Source organism: Pseudoalteromonas sp. SR44-8, from assembly GCF_014163635.1.
Classification (GTDB): domain Bacteria; phylum Pseudomonadota; class Gammaproteobacteria; order Enterobacterales; family Alteromonadaceae; genus Pseudoalteromonas; species Pseudoalteromonas rhizosphaerae.
Window position 1 is genome coordinate 1 of the sequence record NZ_JACJDS010000008.1, and the last position, 17,891, is coordinate 17,891.

Annotated in this window: 15 protein-coding genes; 9 read left to right on the forward strand and 6 right to left on the reverse strand. The window is 38.3% G+C overall.

Features of this window, described 5'->3' with window-relative positions; translation table 11 throughout:
- Window positions 1–172 precede the first annotated feature (172 nt).
- Both H5183_RS05290 and H5183_RS05295 read left to right on the forward strand, forming a co-directional pair.
- A complete protein-coding gene (locus H5183_RS05290; RefSeq protein ID WP_182731189.1) occupies window positions 173–409 on the forward strand; it encodes a hypothetical protein in 237 nt (78 codons plus the stop codon).
- Between the two features lie 266 nt (window positions 410–675).
- Window positions 676–2,214 carry an Ig-like domain-containing protein gene (locus tag H5183_RS05295; RefSeq protein ID WP_182731114.1) on the forward strand — a complete coding sequence of 513 codons (1,539 nt, stop codon included), beginning with the start codon at window positions 676–678 and terminating at the stop codon, window positions 2,212–2,214.
- Window positions 2,215–2,483: 269 nt separating this feature from the next.
- On the opposite strand, the gene H5183_RS05300 is transcribed toward H5183_RS05295, so the two are convergent.
- Window positions 2,484–3,332, reverse strand: a complete 849-nt coding sequence (locus H5183_RS05300; RefSeq protein ID WP_182731115.1) for a chitodextrinase — start codon at window positions 3,330–3,332, stop codon at window positions 2,484–2,486.
- A 681-nt stretch (window positions 3,333–4,013) separates the two neighbouring features.
- Between H5183_RS05300 and H5183_RS05305 the strand changes: the two genes are divergently transcribed.
- The gene (locus H5183_RS05305; RefSeq protein ID WP_182731116.1) at window positions 4,014–5,840 is read left to right on the forward strand and encodes a GGDEF domain-containing protein; all 1,827 of its coding nucleotides are present in this window, start codon (window positions 4,014–4,016) and stop codon (window positions 5,838–5,840) included.
- Between the two features lie 217 nt (window positions 5,841–6,057).
- Here H5183_RS05305 and H5183_RS05310 read toward each other — a convergent pair whose 3' ends face one another.
- Window positions 6,058–6,438 carry a hypothetical protein gene (locus H5183_RS05310; RefSeq protein ID WP_182731117.1) on the reverse strand — a complete coding sequence of 127 codons (381 nt, stop codon included), beginning with the start codon at window positions 6,436–6,438 and terminating at the stop codon, window positions 6,058–6,060.
- Between the two features lie 293 nt (window positions 6,439–6,731).
- Between H5183_RS05310 and H5183_RS05315 the strand changes: the two genes are divergently transcribed.
- Window positions 6,732–7,748 (forward strand): metal-dependent hydrolase, encoded by a 1,017-nt coding sequence (locus H5183_RS05315; RefSeq protein WP_182731118.1) that lies wholly within the window; start codon window positions 6,732–6,734, stop codon window positions 7,746–7,748.
- Between the two features lie 249 nt (window positions 7,749–7,997).
- On the opposite strand, the gene H5183_RS05320 is transcribed toward H5183_RS05315, so the two are convergent.
- The gene (locus H5183_RS05320; protein ID WP_145241831.1) at window positions 7,998–8,807 is read right to left on the reverse strand and encodes a DUF2306 domain-containing protein; all 810 of its coding nucleotides are present in this window, start codon (window positions 8,805–8,807) and stop codon (window positions 7,998–8,000) included.
- A 226-nt stretch (window positions 8,808–9,033) separates the two neighbouring features.
- On the opposite strand from H5183_RS05320, the gene H5183_RS05325 reads away from it, so the two are divergent.
- On the forward strand, window positions 9,034–10,164 hold the full coding sequence (locus H5183_RS05325) for an AraC family transcriptional regulator (protein ID WP_257323987.1): 1,131 nt from the start codon (window positions 9,034–9,036) through the stop codon (window positions 10,162–10,164).
- A 116-nt stretch (window positions 10,165–10,280) separates the two neighbouring features.
- Window positions 10,281–10,919 (forward strand): ACP phosphodiesterase, encoded by a 639-nt coding sequence (locus tag H5183_RS05330; RefSeq protein WP_182731119.1) that lies wholly within the window; start codon window positions 10,281–10,283, stop codon window positions 10,917–10,919.
- A 94-nt stretch (window positions 10,920–11,013) separates the two neighbouring features.
- Here the strand turns inward: H5183_RS05330 and H5183_RS05335 are convergent, their stop codons facing one another.
- Both H5183_RS05335 and H5183_RS05340 read right to left on the reverse strand, forming a co-directional pair.
- Complete coding sequence (locus H5183_RS05335) at window positions 11,014–11,322, reverse strand: hypothetical protein (protein ID WP_145241827.1); 309 nt, start codon at window positions 11,320–11,322, stop codon at window positions 11,014–11,016.
- 116 nt (window positions 11,323–11,438) lie between these two features.
- Window positions 11,439–12,878 carry a PLP-dependent aminotransferase family protein gene (locus H5183_RS05340; protein WP_182731120.1) on the reverse strand — a complete coding sequence of 480 codons (1,440 nt, stop codon included), beginning with the start codon at window positions 12,876–12,878 and terminating at the stop codon, window positions 11,439–11,441.
- Between the two features lie 132 nt (window positions 12,879–13,010).
- Between H5183_RS05340 and H5183_RS05345 the strand changes: the two genes are divergently transcribed.
- From H5183_RS05345 to H5183_RS05355, 3 genes are read left to right on the forward strand one after another with little or no spacing between them, the layout of a single operon-like run.
- Window positions 13,011–14,411, forward strand: a complete 1,401-nt coding sequence (locus H5183_RS05345; RefSeq protein WP_182731121.1) for a cytochrome ubiquinol oxidase subunit I — start codon at window positions 13,011–13,013, stop codon at window positions 14,409–14,411.
- Window positions 14,412–14,422: 11 nt separating this feature from the next.
- Window positions 14,423–15,430 (forward strand): cytochrome d ubiquinol oxidase subunit II, encoded by a 1,008-nt coding sequence (gene cydB, locus H5183_RS05350; protein WP_182731186.1) that lies wholly within the window; start codon window positions 14,423–14,425, stop codon window positions 15,428–15,430.
- A 47-nt stretch (window positions 15,431–15,477) separates the two neighbouring features.
- Entirely contained in the window at window positions 15,478–15,597 is a 120-nt protein-coding gene (locus H5183_RS05355) for a DUF2474 domain-containing protein (RefSeq protein ID WP_149982745.1), read from the forward strand.
- 71 nt (window positions 15,598–15,668) lie between these two features.
- Here H5183_RS05355 and H5183_RS05360 read toward each other — a convergent pair whose 3' ends face one another.
- Window positions 15,669–17,846, reverse strand: coding sequence for a response regulator (locus H5183_RS05360; protein WP_182731122.1), 2,178 nt, complete (start codon window positions 17,844–17,846; stop codon window positions 15,669–15,671).
- Between the last annotated feature and the right edge of the window lie 45 nt (window positions 17,847–17,891).

Here is a 17,891-nt window from a genome sequence, read left to right on the forward strand (position 1 = left end):
ACTTATTAATAAAAATGTTAGCATTCATTTGAAGCTCTTTTCTTGATTCTGTGGTTTGTGTGGTAACAACCATTTGATCATGAATTGAGCTTCAACTCAATTTCTTAAGATCTTACCTATGACATGGATGTAGGTACTTAGGATTTGTCGGGAACAAAAATCTTGCCATGAAGTGAATTACTCATCAATTGTTTATTTTCAGGGCGTGATGACGGGGGAGGGTGTTAAACGTGAGATTGGTGTTTGGTCTTGGCAAGAAACAAGACCTGACTCTCTGCATTTTGACCCCTTTGGGTTTGCTGATATTTTTAATGTTCAGCATTATTCTGCAATATCTAAAACGGTGGGTAGGTTGAATACATTAATGGTTGAAGATAAAAAGGTTAAATTACAATACGAAAAACTTTGAGATGGTTTGATGTCTGAAGTCAAGATTTGACCCCATTTGGTTTCTGACCCCATTTGGTTTCATTGGGTTCATTTGGTTTTCGTGATTTTTGCAGTTTTTTTATACATTTATTTACAATGAATTGACATGAATTCTTGTACCTAAAAAAGCTTTAGTATTTAATGAAGTTCTATCCTTTTGTTGCTCATTGCTCGTCAATGGTATGGCAAAGATGAGGAACGGAAGGCCCATTAGATTACTTTTCACATCGGAAGTGGTTTTATATTATGAAAATCAAAATTTTAAGTTTAGCTATATCGGCTGTATTGTTAACTGGCTGTGGGGGTTCTGATAAAAAAAGCACACCGACCGAAGTCCAAAGTGTGTTTGAGATCCAGCTATTAATGACGGTTACGGGCAAGGAAGATAGCCCATCAGCTATAGTCATTAATGCCAATAAAGTCCCTGATGGCGCTGAGGCCATAGTTTTAGAATTAGTAGATCAACCTACGCTTGGTGAAATAGCGGGCACATACCCAAATTTAAGCTATGTGCCGGTGGCAGACCAATTTGGTGACGATACCTTTAGCTTTAAACTAAAAAAAGGCACTAAAGAAAGTAGTACGGTAAAAGTTAATATTACCCTTGCGGCTGTTAACGATGCGCCAGTAATTACAGGGACTCCAGCTGCTGCTGTGCAAGCGAATGAAACGTATCATTTTGCTGCCGCTGCTTCAGATATTGATTCGCAGCAATTGAGTTTTAGTATTGACAATAAACCTGATTGGGCGACGTTTGATACCGTAACGGGAGTATTAAGTGGTATGCCTTCAAATCAGCATGCAGGTACAACCAGTGGTATTGTTATTCGTGTCTCAGATGGTGAATTTGAAGCTGCTTTACCTGCATTTGATATTGAAGTGATTGCAGTATCTTGGGTTAAACTCGGTGATTTACCGGGTTTTGAAGGTGCGCATTTAAATGTCCAGTCAACCAGTGATGATCTGTATGCAGTGACACATAACTTTGCGATTGCTGCTGCTTCTATATGTGCAAGTGCCGAACCGAGCGCTCCGAGGTTGTCACATTGGGATATTGCACAAAATAGCTGGCAAAAACTGAGCTCACCGCAATCGAGTCGTTATTATTATCAATCAGAGCTTGTTGATAAAAAGCTTTATCTCTTTGGTGGCACCGAGGCATGTTCAAGTGGGGCAAATGCACAAGCTAATATGGAAGTGTATGATACACAAGAAAAAACCTGGCAGGCGTTTGCAGCACCGATCTTTGCGCCGTTTATTAATCCACTACAAGCGAGTTGTTCATTTAATGGTGAGGTCATTGCGTTTTCTAAAAATGGTCAACAGCAACGCCTTAATCGTTTAAATACAGCGGACAACAGCTGGCAAGCAACAGAATTACCTGAGAGTTTGAATGAAATACAGCATTGTTTTAGCAAAGGTAATGCGCTTTTTGTTATCCAACGTCAATACGAGCAATTACTGTTAAGTCAATTTGATGTTGCAACACAAAGTGTTTTAAATTCAGAGTTAATTCCTGATTTTGCAGCCGGTGTTTATTATGACACTACACTTACAGGTAATACGTTATACCTGTTAAGTGCAAAAAACTTTGTGCAATTTGATTTTGATTTAATGCAATGGAAAACGCTTACCGCTAATCCGTTTGCGGTTGAGGTGCAAGATACGACTAGCTATTATTTACGTGATTTTAAAACGGTTGCCTATGGTAATACTCTGCTGTCGGTTGGTGGCGCTTATACCAATTATTATGGTAAAGCCATATATCAATATATCCCGCAATAATTTATATCCATAAAACTGATTTAAAGGGCTCACAGAGCCCTTTTTTATTGCTGATTTGCCTTATTAATTAAAAATTAAGCGTCTAGCGATGTAGAGCAAAGTGGTCACCCATTAGAAAGTTCCGGTCAAGCAGGCAGCTGTGCTTGATCTTTTAATTCAAAAAACCAAGTGTTCTTATTTTTTAAACTCAATTTTATTGACCACTACATACGCACCTAGTAATGACGGCAAACCATGAGGCTCTCTCAGGACCTGAGCCTAAGTATTTCTTACAACTTAAGGATTTTGCAGTCTCTATCAGCGCCGTAATGAAAGTCGTCATCCCAAGCAATATAGTCACTAATTTTATTTTGGCTTTTCCGGTTAGCGTAAGCTCTATCTATCGTATTAAAGTATAAAACTTCGGGTTCTCTAAAGTGTGGGTGTGAATATTGTAAATATCGAACACAGTAGCTTATGTTGATCATATCCAAAATAATCTGCTTACCAATCTCAGCATCTAAATTTGGTATACGGCCCTGCTCAATATCAATAACCAGTTGTAATGTTGAAGCGGCACCTAAACTAAAGGTGATGAGCTGTGGAGAATCAAACTTTTCATACACATAGCGCTCATAATCGTCGCGGATACCGTTGTCATTTTGGTCAACACCGTCCAACGTTTTATAGTCGTCAGGGTGTTCAGGTGGTAAATCTGGGGTTAGGTAAAATAAATCTTTAATTTTTTGCCAACTACTGTGAGGGGCGGGTTCGTTATTCTCATTCCAGTAGCGGGCAAGGTAGTAGTCGGCTCCGTGTTTTACAAGGCTGCCGGCTTGATACACTTTGTTTGTTTGCCACTTTTCTATCACGGTATTTTGCAGCCAAATCCAACCATCCCAATGGGGTTGGTTTTCTATCGGTTCAATGCCTTTAACCCAAAAAGCGGCAATAAATAAGCTGTTGTTGTGAGTCACAACATCGCCGGCTACATAAATTGAGCTGGCATTCCATTGTGGGTGGTTTGGTTGAATATCGGCTAAATCTGTATTTTTAGATTGTGAGTTAAGCTTAAAAATATTTGTCGCGTAAGCATGCGAACAAAAAAGTAACCAAGCAATAATGATGAGTTTAGTCATTGCAAATTCCTTTTAATTGGAGTTCCATTACTTCTTCAAATTAAGTTCACTTATTAGGTAAATGCAAGTCTAAAGGGTTAAGTATTTTAAAATAATTACTGAATTTGTAGGTTGGGAATAGTTTAACGAACCCCAGTGAATTTTGATTTCACTTATAGGTCTAGCTTTAAAGCGAGAAAATGAATGTCACCACGGAGAACACAGAGGTGCATCGCGCCATGGCCTCTCGTTTAAAGCTGTACTTTTTACTTCTGGTAAAGTCATTACCTTCATGGGTTTAGGTATTTAGAGTTTGTCGCGAACAAAACCCTTCTTGAAAAGAATTACTCATCTATTGCTTATTTCAGGACGAGATAACGGGATAATAGTGTTAAATGTATGACTGTAGTTTTGTCATGGCACAACACAACACCTTCCGTATTTTTACATGTGAATGGGTAATAATGTACTAATCATTCAGTAAACAGCGACCAACTAATTAGCTGAAATAACCATATATAAGTAATGATTAATAAAGGTGCCGTTGAGGTAAATGGTTATTCGAAGGACTGGTTGATTAAATTTGTTATTTCAATCTGTTATCAAATTCAATTTAGTGCAATAATCGTTTGGATTTTAATGGCGATAACAAAAATAATAAATATCGCGCTGTGGACTAAGGGATTGTAGAGTATGTACAGGATGTTGTTACTTTTTTTCTTTTCAACCAGTCTTTTTGCCAGTGATGTAAAAAACAGTATCGATCGCGTTTATCAAGGGTATACCACCACGCCTGAATCTATGGCTTTATTAGCTTCCCTTGAAGCTGGTATGCCATACAGTGATAACTTAGACGATGCTAGGGTTATGGCGTTTAAGTGCCTTTTTCTTGATACCGATACGCTAGATAAGCGCCAAGCATTTAAAGTGTTTTTAGCTGAGGCTAAGCAGGTTATAAGCTCTTCAGGGGATGCAGTGCTTTCGCAAGATCTTAGTGTCTGTGAGGCCTTCCACCTTTATAGCCAAGGTTTATATGAACGCGCAAAAATGATTTTGCAGCCAATCGCTGAAGTTGCTTTAAATCCCGAGCTTGATGATAAATCACAAACCTCTGCTATTGGTTTTGCTAATTTTGTCTTGAACCGCGTTTATTTAGCGAAAGGCCAATATAAGTTGGCTTTCGATACTGCACAAAAATCTTACCAAGCTTACGAACTGGCTGAAAACTATTACGAACGAGCTTTAACTCTTAGAGAAATAGCAGCTATACATTTAGCTCTTTTTAACTATGATTTAGCGATTGAACAGTTACTTCGTGCAAAGTCTGAGTTAGCAACATTTAATGTGCAAGAACATTATAAAGTGACTGACGAAATTGCTTACGTGTATGAACTAAAGGGTGAAGTTAGCAAAGCTCTTGAGCTATATTTATCGATCTTTGCTGCGGTGCGTCAATATGAAAATGATGATGGTTTTGGGTACTTGGTAATAAAAGTTGCCCAGCTTTATACTCAGTTGAATGAGTTTGAAAAAGCACAGCAATATTTTAGTCAAGTACAAACGCTTGATATTACGAGTGATTGGATAAAGCAATTGCATACAATGGCACTTGCTCAGTGGTTTTTAGCAACAGATCAGATATCCAATGCAGTACGTGAAAATAATGTGCTAGCTCAATTAGACCAACAAAATTGGCCTGCAAGTTTTACAGAGCGATATTTGCAGTTTTATGCTGCTTTAGCTATGCGACAAGGTGATTACCAAACACAAGCAGCTGTACAAAAGCAGTTGCTAACAATTGCAAATACCCAAGTGAATAATGTGGCTGATAGGGCGTTACTTTCTGAACGGTTAATGTTTAATTTAAATCAGCAAAACCGAGAAATAGCTCGGCTCGAAGAAGTTGCTGATATTAAAGAAAAGTTACTGGCTGTAGCTGTAGATAAGGCGTTTTGGCAGCGACTGACTTTAGCCTTTGCTTGTGTGATGCTTTTAATGTTGGCTGTGTATGCCTATAAGCAAGTTCAACATAAGCAACATTATAAAGTATTGGCATTAAAAGATGAGTTAACCGGTGTTGCCAATCGCCGGGCTATTTTAGACATGAAGAAAAGGGCAATTAGTAAGAGCAAAAGTACAGGCACTGCTAACTCACTTATATCGATTGATATTGATCACTTTAAAGCGGTTAATGATCAGTACGGACACGATATTGGTGACGAACTGATAAAGTCAGTGGTTAATACACTTTCACAAGGAGTACGCTCGTCAGATAACGTTGGTCGGGTTGGCGGAGAAGAGTTTTTAATTGTACTTGAGCAACAATCACTGCAACATGCTTTAGAAGTCGCAGAAAGAATTAGAAGCTCTATTGAGCAACAAACTCATACAGCAAAAAACATTAAGGCTACGGTGAGTATGGGAGTTGTGGAAGTTGCACCAGATGAAACGCCTGAACAAGCTGCAAAACGTGCTGATATTAATTTATATGCAGCAAAAAGAAGTGGTAGAAATACTATTACTGCCTAAGGCTTTATTTAGGGCAATAACCGTATTAATTTTTAACGTTAGGCAACATCCAATCAGCTAAACCCTAAGGACGCCCATATTTCAAAACAGCATGGTCATTGAGCTTTTCCCCTCGATGTAGCGCAGTGACTCTTACCCTTTCTGTGCAAATTAAAACACTCACAAACGACACAACTACCATACTGCAAATCACTCCAGCACCTAAAACCTAGGTCCTTTATTCAGCTTGCGCTGCTGTCCCAAGTAAAGCATCAATGTAGGAGAGTTCTTCGCTAAAAATACCACTAAAAAATGCACTTTGTTCTAGTATTACGCTGTCATTAGGCTGGGTTTTGTAGTCTTGTTGGCATCTGGCAAGTTCGCTCGATAACCATTGGCATTCATTACTTGCTATGCTGATTGCTGTTTTGAAAAAAGATGACCATTTTATTTTTTGTAAATTAAAGCGGTAAAGTGTGACGGCGATATGGCTATATATTTGCTGCTCAGCAGAGGGCGTGTTATCACTATTTATTGTGTAACCATTTAGCAGCTTGCTCTTGATAAGCGCTTGTTGCAGTGCGACTTGTTGTGGTTTACTTAGAAAATTCGTGGTCATAATGTGATGGGGGCCTCTATAAGCTAGTTACAATTAAATTGAGCAATAGGTTAAGCAAAACGTTTTATGGTTCATGCAGTACCGAAAAAACATGCTAATAGTGATAACAAAATAGGGCTGACTGGTTACTGAATTAACAAAATACAATTGTAATTGAACAGGTAAACTTGGCTTGTTGTTAAGTTGCTGGTTTAGCTTTGCTAATTTTTTAAGTTAAATACTTATAGCGATCGACTGTCGTGATAAGGCCGTATCATATGGTCAGTACTTACATAGTTATAAAGGGGGTTTCATTGGATTCACTGACACAAGTTGTACTTGGTAGCGCAGTTGCTTATTCAGTCTTAGGCAATAAGCTTGGCCGAAAATCGCTATTGGTCGGCGCGGGGTTTGGCACGTTACCTGATTTAGATGTGCTAATTAATTTTGGTGGCGATGTCGAAAACTTTGTCTATCACCGCAGTTTTAGTCATTCTTTGCTTATACAGCTGCTAGTGAGCCCTTTGTTTGCATGGCTTTTACTTAAAATGAATTGGGCTAAGGGTGTATCGCTGAGGCGTTGGTCGGTTGCCATGTTTTTAATTTTGAGTACCCATTCATTGCTCGATAGTTTTACCGTCTATGGTACACAGTTGCTGTGGCCACTGACGACTTACCCCTTTGGTATATCGAGCATATTTATTATTGATCCTGCGTATACTTTGCCATTGTTGCTCTCTTGTATAGTGCTTTTATTTGTAAGCATGCGCCCTTATGCACAGCGTATTATTACTAGTGCATTAATTATCAGTTCGCTATATTTAACGTGGGGTTTAGCGGCTAAATGGCACATTAATGATAAGGTTTATAAGGCGTTGAATACGCAAAATATCACATTTACAGACTTTGAAAGTACGCCAACTCCTTTTAATACTTTGCTGTGGCGGGCGGTAGTCGTTACTGAGCAGGGCCATTATGAGGTTTATACGTCGGTGTTTGATGATGTTGAAAACGTTGATATGCAATTTTACCCAACCGAAAATGCGCTGCTAACACAGCTTAAAGATGCCAAACAGATCAAGCTACTGCAAGCATTTACTAAAGGCCTTTATGGTGTTTATCAACAAGATGAGCAAGTAATTATGAGTGATTTAAGAATGGGTCTTGAAGGTTATTATGTATTTTCATTTGTGGTTGCACAGCAAAAAGATCAGCAGTTGATCCCTGGCCCTTATCAACAACTCAGCAATCGATTTCCACTAGAGAAGCTTGGACTCATTTTTGCCCGCATTACTAACCCAAATGTTAATTTAGAAACTACCGAAAAATAGCCTACATCTCCCTGAAATAGACGGTTGCTTAGGCCTTAAATTTTTAAAGGCAAGATGAGGAAAACCGTTTTAGCAATGCGCCATTCAGCAATACACGATAACTAAGTAAGAGCACTCTGTTCTATTTGAGCAATAAAAATTACCAAGGCGAAGCTCACTTCATTGATATAAATAAAGCTGGGTTGTTAACCGACCCAGCTGCGTTATATTTCACTCTGCAGGTATTACTGCTAACTAATTATGTGGCTATTAGCCAACTATCGCCGGGTACCAATTTGCTAACACTACACCAAATAAGCCTACTAAAAATACAAAGGATATCAACACCATTAAGCCTGCTGTGACGGTTGTTATCACTTTATTCGTTGTTCTACCTGCGTACCTTACTAGCTCAGCTATGAGCAGCGGCATCACATAAGAACATATGCTAATAGTTAATACCGTTGGGCCTGTGAACGTTGCGGTATCAATTCCAAGTGAGCCGAATGTTAAAAACCAAGCAAAAATCATCAGCCTAAAAAATAACACACCATTTGCTGCAAGGTATAAACGGATCGCCCATATTTGATGAGTATTGATATTACGCCCTCTGGCGGCTTGTACTGCTAATATACTCGATAAAATGACCACGCAACCAGCAAATATAGTAAGGCTATGCATTAATGTGTTACCCACTGTTCCTCTAACAATAATGAGATACATGCCAGCCATTGAGATAGTACATGCTAACAAAACGAATACGCGTCCGTTGTAGCGGTGGAATTTGTTATACTTCGTTCTTAATGCGGGTATTAGCTGTAAACTACCGCCAATTATCATCACTATGGCCAGTAACACATGCGTCGCATACAGTATATTACCGGTGGGGTCACTCGCAGCATATGCTGTATTGTTAAGACGACTCCACCCTGACAAACCTGTGGTGACACTGGTCAGGCCATATCCCAATATAAGGTAAGTTACAAAGCAGCCTTGTGCCATGAGCAAGCAAATAAACCACAATTTTTTACTGTTATCGAGGAGCTTTTTGGGGGTTATTTTCATTTTTTGCATCAACATATATTTTTCCATCAAACCTTTCAATAACCCAAATATAAAGACTTACATGGCAAATGCTTATCAAATTCGAAACTTGAGCAACGATATATTGATAATTTTTGCGCTTTAGCTAATTAGTTATAGACACATTCTCTAACAAAGTCTTTTTGCTAATATGAGCGTTACTTTGTACTATGTGATTTAGACAACGTTGTTGGTTTAAACGTCACTTTAAGAGCACGCTATTATGCAAAATTATTCCCCTTATTATCTTCTTCTTTTTGTTTGTTTGGGGTTAATGTTTTTAAATGCGTTGAAAAAAGATAAGCAGCTGGTTCATTATTTATTTGTGATATTTTGTGGCTCGCTTTGTATGGTGGCAGCACAAAAGCTCAGTGCGCAAAGTGTTGGCGCGTATCAATATCTAATTGGGTTGTTTACTTGCGCAACATGTAATGTTTCATGGCTGATTGCAAGAACGTTATTTCGTGAGCACTCGCCAATTTCCCGCAGGCATGTGGCTTTTGCAGTAACCATTGCTGGCTTGATCATGTTTAATCAAACATGGCATTACTTAGTGAGCCTTGATCCTCAGCCTTTACCTACTAGCGATATAATGTGGCGCTTAAAGCAAGGGGTGAATGAGGTCACCATATTGCTTTCATCAAGTATCCTTGCGCTGTCTTTTTGGGAAGCGATAAGGGGCTACAGCGGTAAAACACAATCACAACAACTGCAATCAATACTCTTTGCTAGTGCATTCTTTTTAGCTGTGTTTAATGCCAGCATTCTGCCAAAGTTCATATTTAGTGCGGCTGAAATTGAGCTTTACAATCCCATAATTATTACTTCATCTGCGCTTTTAATTGTATTAGCGATGCAAGCAGTCATGGCCCTTCAAGCAAGAGTGAAAAATGACCAAGCGCTAAAGCAAGAAGATGATATTGGCACTATTAACAATGACACGAGTCATCTAAATGAAAGCGGCAATCAAGATGTAGAGCCTGAATTGATAGTTGGCATTACAAAGCTTATCAATGAGCAGCAGCTTTACTTACAAGCCAGCCTCAAAATTTCAGATTTTGCACAAGCGCTAATGGTGCCTGAGTACAAAGTTAGCCGAGCCATTCGCTATCACTATAAAGTAGCTAACTTTAATTTATTTATTAACCAATACCGCGTTAAGTATGCAAAAAAGTTATTGATATGCGATCAGGCCAAAGAGTGGAGTATTTTAAGCATAGCACTTGAGAGTGGCTTTTCTTCTCTTGCGACTTTTAACCGGGTGTTTAAAAGTATTGTGGGTGACATTCCTAATGAATATCGAAAACAAAACGGTGACTACTATAATGAAGGTATACGGGAGCTTGTTGATTAGCGAGTTATAGGTTTGTTTTTATAGTTAATCAAGAATATTAGATAGCTATAGTGAATGAGTAATTTAGTCAAAATTAGAGTATTATCTGCATTGTATTAACAATAATCGAGAACAGTGTGAACTACTTAGCTCATCTTTATTTGGCGCAGCCTACAGCAGATTCACACTTTGGCAACTTGCTTGGTGATTTTGGCGGTAATAGGCATGTAGAGCAATTGCCAATCACGGTAAAAAATGCACTAGATAACCACTATTTAGTCGACAAGTTTACAGATGCTCACCCTTTAGTGAAAGAAGCTAAACAGTATTTTTCGCCTCAGCGTAAACGCTTTGCGGGTGTCGCTATTGATGTGGTGTTCGACCATTTTTTAATTCAGCATTGGCAACGGTTTAACGATCAACCGCTAAGTGACTTTAAGCAAATCAGTTATAGGCTTTTGGGTAAGCGTACACCCGTTATGCCGCCAAGAATGCAAAGTGTTGTAAAACATATGACGCAGAATGATTGGTTTAAAGAATACGAAACCGTCGAAGGGGTCGGGGTTGCACTTGATAATATTGCCAAGCGCATTCGCTTTACTAATACTTTTTCTGGCGCTGCTGCTGATATAGCCCAGCACTACACTGAATTAGATGCCATATTCTTAGCGTTTTTCCCGGAATTGATTAAGTATGTAAATCAACGAGATATTGAAGGAGCTCACGATGCTAGTGTGGAAACTTTTAAATGTAGGTCAGGCTTTAGCTTAAAATGATGCGATGTTGATAATTAGCTTTTGATGGAATAAATTCTGACCCAAAAAGGCCGCATCATAATAAAAACGGCTTGATTGAGGGCTAATATCTGACTTAATCATCAGGCCCTTTCAGGGTGAAAACTAAATGCTTGCGCATATCTTTTAAAATAACGCCTTTTTTAAGCATTGCACCACTTAAACGTTTCTGCCACTTCAATAAATCAGGCTCTGCTGCTGTTAACGCCTGCTGATTCTCAAACTGAAAACACATTAGTAAAGAGCCCGGAAATAAGTGATATTCCACGTCAAACCAGCATTGCAGCATGCCAGAGAGTTCATTACGGCCTTGCTCTTCAATTGCATCAGCAACTTTAAGTACCAGTGCTTGTTGTTTTATTTGCACCGCAGAGAGTTTTTTCATCGTTTTAATCCCGTTAGAGGCCAAAGATATAGCCAGATGAGCGGATTATAACCGAGCTTGTCGACTGGCAACAACTTAGATAGTAGTTTTAGCCGAAACCACCTTATTATTTGATGTTAAAGCTGCTTATCGTAGGCATAAAGCGTGTTATTTTTTGCCAAAAGGGTGCTGAATAGTTTTTTGATCGCAACTTCCCTTGCTTTAGTGAGGGGGTGAATATAACTCAATCGTAAAAAGTTTTTATATTGCCCTGATGCTGAGAAAAGTGAGCCTGGGGTCATGACTATACCTTGTTGTAGTATTTCATTGTAACTTTTTTGGGTATCTATTGACTCATCTAACTCGACCCACATAGATATGCCGCCATTAGCTTGTGTAAAGCGTATATCCTCAGGCCAATGGGTTTGTAAAAAATTAATCAGCTCTGCTTGTTGTTGTTTAATTGCATATACGTGCTTATTTAGGTAGCGACGATAGTGACCATCTTCTATAAAAGTGGCTAATCCTTGTTGAATCGACCCACATGAAGAAAGTTGCGTAACGAGTTTAAGTTGAGTGATTTTATCATGCCACTTTCCTCCAAAAACCCATCCGATACGTAAATCTCTTGATAAGCTTTTTGAGAATGAACTACACAAAATTACTTGTCCTTGGGTGTCGAGACTTTTTAAAGACTCACTAACAAAAGGAGGAAAAGCCAGATCGCCGTAAATGTCGTCTTCGATAATACAAAAATCACTTTTCACTGCCAATTTAAGTAGCTCTTCTCTTGCTCTATGAGGCATACATGCACCTGTTGGCGTTGAGTAATTAGGTGAAACGACACATGCTTTTATGGGCCACTTGGCTATTTTTTTTGTCAGATCGTCAATGCTTATGCCGTGCTCGGGATCGCATGCTACTTCTATTATTTTTAGGTTAAGTTGTTCTAATATTTGCAATACCCCGTAAAAAGTTGGCGATTCAACAGCGACAGTGTCGCCTGGCGAACACGTGGCCATAAGAGAAATAAATAAACTGTGCTGACACCCATTGGTAATGCAAAGCTCATCAGGTTTTTGGTTTAAACCGCCATAGTGGTTAATTATTGCATGCTTCAAACGCAAATCACCATCAGAACTATTATAGTAAAATGCTTTTTGACTTTGAGAAGAACGAAATGCTTTGTTTAAATGTCGATTAAGAACGGTTAAGTGAGTAGCATCTTCCTGCGCGCCAGCACTTGGTAAAATATCAAAGGCAGCACTGCGCGTCATAATGTCTTTTAAAATCGCAGGTACTGACACATTGCGTGGAGTAGATGATGTTTTGATTTTTTTTGGTAGCACTCGTTTAGGCGGCTTTATTTGCGTTACAAAGTAACCTGATTTAGGTTTTGCATAAATAAGTCCTTGTGATTCCAAGCGATGTAACGAATGTAATACGGTTGCTTTTGAAAGGCCTTGTAGTTTGCAAAGCTCTCTCACTGAGGGCAACTTGCCTGTTGGAGTAAAGCTGTTAGCGTCAATTTTCTTTTTTAAGATAGCCTCAAGCTCTGTATATTTGAACTGTTTCATGCTTTCGCTCGTAATGACAATCTGTACTCATTGTAAATTATTTTTCTGTGCCTGTACTGTAAAAAAAAGATATATACCATAGTTGATAAGTTTAATGTTTGCTCTGTAATTAATTAGGAGTAGGTTTGCGTTATGATAGATTTTACTGCTATTGATTTAGCTCGTATACAGTTTGCATTTACAGTCTCTTTTCATATTATTTTTCCAGCAATAACAATTGGTTTGGCAAGTTACCTTGCGGTACTTGAAGGGCTTTGGTTATACACGCAAAAACCGATATACATGACGCTTTGTCGTTTTTGGATGAAAGTGTTTGCGGTAAATTTTGCTATGGGTGTGGTATCCGGCATTGTAATGGCTTATCAGTTTGGTACTAACTGGAGTCAGTTTTCTAATTTTGCTGGTGCTATTACGGGGCCATTACTCAGTTATGAGGTGATGACTGCGTTTTTCTTAGAAGCTGGCTTTCTTGGCGTTATGCTTTTTGGTTGGAATAAAGTTGGCGAAAAGCTTCACTTTACATCCACCTGTTTAGTGGCAATCGGAACGTTGATTTCAATGACTTGGATTTTGGCTTCTAACAGCTGGATGCAAACACCTCAAGGCTATGAAATTATTGATGGCCGAGCGGTTCCGGTTGACTGGTTTGAGATAATATTTAATCCTTCATTTCCTTATCGTTTAGTCCATATGGGCTTAGCCGCTTTTTTAGCGACAGCCTTGTTGGTAGGCGGATCTGGTGCATGGCATTTATTAAAAGGCTCGCACACTCAAGCGGCAAAAAAAATGTTGTCGATGGCAATGTGGATGTTGTTAATTGTCGCGCCATTGCAAGCTTTTGTAGGAGACGAACATGGCCTAAATACACTTGAGCATCAACCAATGAAAGTGGCAGCAATGGAAGGACATTGGCATGAATCAGAACCCGGCGAAGGTGTCCCATTAGTTTTATTCGGTTGGCCAAATATGGAAGAAGAGCGCAATGATTACGCTATAGAAATTCCTCACCTTGCTAGCTTAATTTTAACGCATAGTTTTGATGGCACCATTGCACCATTAACATCTGTACCTCCTGAAGATCGCCCTTATGTGCCAATTGTATTTTTTAGTTTTAGAATTATGGTCGCTTTAGGGTTATTGATGATTTTATTAGGCATAACAGGGTTAGTGTTACGTAAAAAAGGCCGATTATACGAGAAAAAATGGTTCTTAAGGTTTTGTGTTGCAATGGGCCCCGCCGGATTGATTGCGATGCTAACTGGCTGGTTTGTTACAGAGGCGGGACGACAACCTTGGGTTGTATATGGGTTACAAAGAACGGTTGATGCAAGCTCTGCTCATTCGATGACGGCAATGAGTTATTCATTACTTACTTTTGTTGTTTTATATGTCTGTGTGTTTGGGGTCGGTGTGCGTTATATGTTAGCACTTATCAAAAAGGGCCCTGAACAAGTGTATGACAACTATAATAAAGATGACTTAAACAAACGTCCGGCTCGTCCGCTATCAGCGGCCGATGGTGTTGAGTTTTAGGAGATTAAATGATGGATTTTGATTTACCGAGTATCTGGGCACTCATTATTGGCTTTGGGTTAATGATGTATGTGTTTTTAGATGGTTTTGACTTAGGGATTGGCCTACTTTTCCCGCTGGTTAAAAATAAGCACGAAAGAGATATCATGGTTAACTCTGTTGCCCCAGTTTGGGATGGTAATGAAACGTGGCTAGTGCTTGGCGGGGCAGGCTTGTTAGCTGCATTTCCTATGGCTTACTCAGTTATATTATCAGCCTTATATGGGCCTATTTTAGTGATGTTATTTGGCTTAATATTACGAGGCGTTGCGTTTGAATTTCGCTTCAAAGCAACTGAGTCTCACCGCCCATTATGGGATAAGTTATTTTTTGCGGGCTCGTTTATGGCAACCTTTGCTCAAGGTGTAGCAATGGGCGCTGTTATTATTGGTTTTCCTGTTGAAAATGGTGAGTTTGCTGGTGGAGCTTTAGACTGGTTAACACCATTTAGCTTATTTACAGGGTGTAGTTTGCTATTTGCTTACGGCTTATTAGGTGCCACTTGGTTAGTGGTTAAAACAGAGCATAATTTGTATAAACAAATGCGTAAACTTATTAAGCCATTAACTATTTTATTAGCCTTGTGCATGTTAGGTATCAGTATTTATACACCACTTATCAACGCTGATGTAAAAGCAATGTGGTTTAATTGGTCAAATATTGTATACCTTGCTCCTTTGCCAATTATTACCGGTATTTTTGTTTTATTATTACTTGGCTCAGTAAACTCAAGTAAACACTATCGACCATTTATTTATGCGCTGTGTATGTTATTTATGGGATATTTAGGCTTATGTATTAGCCTTTGGCCAAATATTATTCCACCAAGTGTATCTATTTATGAAGCCGCAGCGCCTGAATCAAGTTTAAAATTCACCCTGGTTGGCGTTGTTATCATCGTGCCGTTTATATTGGCTTATACGTTTTGGTCTTATTATGTATTTCGTGGCAAAGTTATTGATACCGAGGGGTATCACTAGTTATTTAATGCTATTGCACTATTTAGCGAAGGCTTTGTGGAGGGTATATGAAAAAGCATCTTCATCAATTTAAATGGTTAATTATCATTTGGGTCTTGAGTGTTGCTTCATTATTTTTAGTGTCTCTTTTGATCCGCTTTTTGATGACTCTTGCAGGAATGAAGTAATAACGTTAGTTAAATTACAGGGGCTATTTTTAACAAAGAATAGTCCCTTTTTTATATTCTCATTACTTTTATTAAGACTTGAGTTGCTTGGATAAAAAAAGAGTTGTTACATCCGCTATCTTTATCAGTGCTTCTTTGTCTGCATGGTCCCATGACACTTTTGAGTCAACACTTTCACAACAAATTACGCCTAACGGTTTGTCATCTATAAAATAGATATAATCAAGTAAGGAATACACATTGAATGGTTCAAAATAGGATTTATTTAAGTCCTTTGTTACTTCGTTGTTCCTTGCATCCGATGCATCAAGTACTTGGTTACCTAAAATATAATTAAAGTATGCAGGAAAATCCTGAGCTTTTAAAACCATGTCATTTGTTACTACCTCATTTTCATCAAGGCATATTAAACAATTTATCGCAGTATATTCGTGGTTTAGTAACCAAAGGCTAACTCTATTTGCATTTGGAATTAGCTTTTTTAACTCTTGACATGTCTGATTTAGTTTATATTTGCTTGAAATATTAGGATCACTAATTTTAACCGCTAGCTTTTTTAGATTGAGGTTATTAGGGTTGTAAATATTGAGTAAGCTATTTAATTTATCTTTATCAAATGGTTTAGCTAAATAACCATCCATACCAATGTCTAAATAATGTTCAATGTTTTGTTTCAAGGTGTTAGCTGTCAAGGCTATAATTGGGGTTGTTTTATCTCCTTGTTGTGCCCGAATTGCTTTTGTGGCTTGTACTCCATCCATTACTGGCATTTGGATATCCATAAAAATCAAATCTACAGGGTTTGTATTAAAGTAATCAACACACTCTTTACCGTTTTCAGTGATTACTACATTGGCGTTATGCGCTTGTAGCATTTTACTTACGATGAGTTGATTTATTTTATTATCTTCGGCGATTAGAATGGTGCACCCTTGTAAATTAGTTATTTCTTTCTTTTGTTTTAATGAATCATACAATAAATGTGTTTCAAAGCTCTGTTGATACGTAAATATAGAGCCTTCGCCTTCTTTACTTGTAAAGCCGATTTTACCTTTCATTAGTTGACTTAACTTGGCACAGATTGATAAGCCAAGCCCTGTGCCCCCATAACATCTTGATATAGATGCATCTGCTTGATGAAAATCTTGAAATAAGTTTTGTTGTGCTACTTCGCTGATACCAATACCAGTATCAATAATTTCAAATAAAATATCCTGTTCAATTAACGAACTACTTTGAACGCTGACTTTGAGATTTACTTGCCCTTGGTTTGTAAATTTAATCGCGTTTGAACACAAGTTATTTAAAATTTGTGAGATCCTTACAGGATCACCTTTTAAAGTTGCTGCCACCTTCTCATCAATATATAAAGTAAGTTTAATGCCTTTAGCTGATGCTTGTTTAATGAGAGGCTTGAGGAGGTCGTTAACAACCTCCTTAAGATTAAAATTGATATTTTCGATATCTAGTTTGCCAGCTTCAATTTTTGAAAAATCTAGAATGTCATTCACAATACTTGAGAGTATATTGGCTGAGTTTAAAATACTTTTCAAAGCGTTATCTTTTTCTAAACTCGTTTCTTCAGCTAGGCCAAATTCAGCTAAATTTAAAATACCGTGTAGTGGTGTTCTAAGTTCATGGGTCATATTTGCTAGAAATTGGCCCTTTAAGGTGTTGGCACTATCAGCTTCTTTTTTTAGTACTTCAAGTTCTTCATTATGTATTTTTTGTTGTTCTAGAGCTGATGTTAATCTTCTGTTGTTTAATCTAAGTTCAAGTTGAGTGATAACTTCTCGACCTAGTATCGTCAGAGCGTTAATTTGGTTTTGATTTAGCTTTTTGGGCTTATCGCTAATAACACAGAGTGTGCCTATAGTATTTCCTTTTGGGGTTACTAACGGGGCGCCTGCATAAAATCGTATGTTTGGATTATTAACAACTAGCGGGTTATCATGAAAGCGCTCATCGAGTAATGCGTTCGGTATTTCAAAAACGTGGTCTTGCAGTATTGCATGGGAGCAAAATGCAATCTCTCTCTCGGTTTCATCAACATCAATACCGTACTTTGACTTAAACCACTGTCTTTGCGGATCTACTAAGCTAATGAGTGAAATAGGCGTTTCACAAATTTCAGAAGCAAGTTGAGTTAAATCATCAAATACTTGTTCGGCTTTGGTATCTAATATTTCATACTCATACAAGGCTTTTAGTCTAGACTCTTCGTCTGCTGGGATTTGCGCTGTTTTCATTGCATTGCTCAATATTTATGTCCACTAAATATAGGATTAATTTCA

Excerpts from the sequence above, each read along its gene's own strand:
- H5183_RS05355 (WP_149982745.1), top strand. The coding sequence starts at position 15,478 with ATGAAAAAGCATCTTCATCAATTTAAATGGTTAATTATCATTTGGGTC.
- H5183_RS05305 (WP_182731116.1), top strand. The coding sequence starts at position 4,014 with ATGTTGTTACTTTTTTTCTTTTCAACCAGTCTTTTTGCCAGTGATGTA.
- H5183_RS05335 (WP_145241827.1), bottom strand. The coding sequence starts at position 11,322 with ATGAAAAAACTCTCTGCGGTGCAAATAAAACAACAAGCACTGGTACTT.
- H5183_RS05360 (WP_182731122.1), bottom strand. The coding sequence starts at position 17,846 with ATGAAAACAGCGCAAATCCCAGCAGACGAAGAGTCTAGACTAAAAGCC.
- H5183_RS05325 (WP_257323987.1), top strand. The coding sequence starts at position 9,034 with ATGCAAAATTATTCCCCTTATTATCTTCTTCTTTTTGTTTGTTTGGGG.
- cydB (WP_182731186.1), top strand. The coding sequence starts at position 14,423 with ATGGATTTTGATTTACCGAGTATCTGGGCACTCATTATTGGCTTTGGG.
- H5183_RS05310 (WP_182731117.1), bottom strand. The coding sequence starts at position 6,438 with ATGACCACGAATTTTCTAAGTAAACCACAACAAGTCGCACTGCAACAA.
- H5183_RS05295 (WP_182731114.1), top strand. The coding sequence starts at position 676 with ATGAAAATCAAAATTTTAAGTTTAGCTATATCGGCTGTATTGTTAACT.
- H5183_RS05300 (WP_182731115.1), bottom strand. The coding sequence starts at position 3,332 with ATGACTAAACTCATCATTATTGCTTGGTTACTTTTTTGTTCGCATGCT.
- H5183_RS05340 (WP_182731120.1), bottom strand. The coding sequence starts at position 12,878 with ATGAAACAGTTCAAATATACAGAGCTTGAGGCTATCTTAAAAAAGAAA.
- H5183_RS05320 (WP_145241831.1), bottom strand. The coding sequence starts at position 8,807 with ATGTTGATGCAAAAAATGAAAATAACCCCCAAAAAGCTCCTCGATAAC.
- H5183_RS05345 (WP_182731121.1), top strand. The coding sequence starts at position 13,011 with ATGATAGATTTTACTGCTATTGATTTAGCTCGTATACAGTTTGCATTT.